Source organism: Rhodoplanes roseus (genome assembly GCF_003258865.1).
Classification (GTDB): Bacteria; Pseudomonadota; Alphaproteobacteria; order Rhizobiales; family Xanthobacteraceae; genus Rhodoplanes; species Rhodoplanes roseus.
Genome location: NZ_NPEX01000726.1, coordinates 1 through 291 on the forward strand (window position 1 = coordinate 1; position 291 = coordinate 291).

Consider the following 291-nt stretch of genomic DNA (forward strand, 5'->3'; position numbering starts at 1 on the left):
CGCCGGCCGGGCGTTGCAACAGCCGCGGGAAAGGGGCGCGAATCGCCCCCTTCTCGCCGGATTTTTCGTCTCTTGTAGTGCGGAAACGAATTCGGGACAGGGGGACAGGGCATGCGGACGACGCGACCCGGACGACCAGCGCCGCACCGTGGCGGTCGCACCACCTTCCTGCTCGGTCTCACCGCCGGCCTTCTCGGTACCGCCGTGCTGGCCCCGATCGCCCTGGCGCAGACCGCGCCGTGGCCCGACAGCCCGCCGGCCGCGTCCGGCGGTGCGGCCCCGTTGCCGGGC

The 291-nt window shown here is 73.5% G+C and carries 1 protein-coding gene; it reads left to right on the top strand.

The window, feature by feature from the left end; genetic code table 11:
- Positions 1-111: 111 nt before the first annotated feature.
- Positions 112-291, top strand: a 180-nt coding sequence (locus CH341_RS33960; protein WP_425376235.1) for a hypothetical protein, incomplete at its 3' end; no start/stop codon positions are given.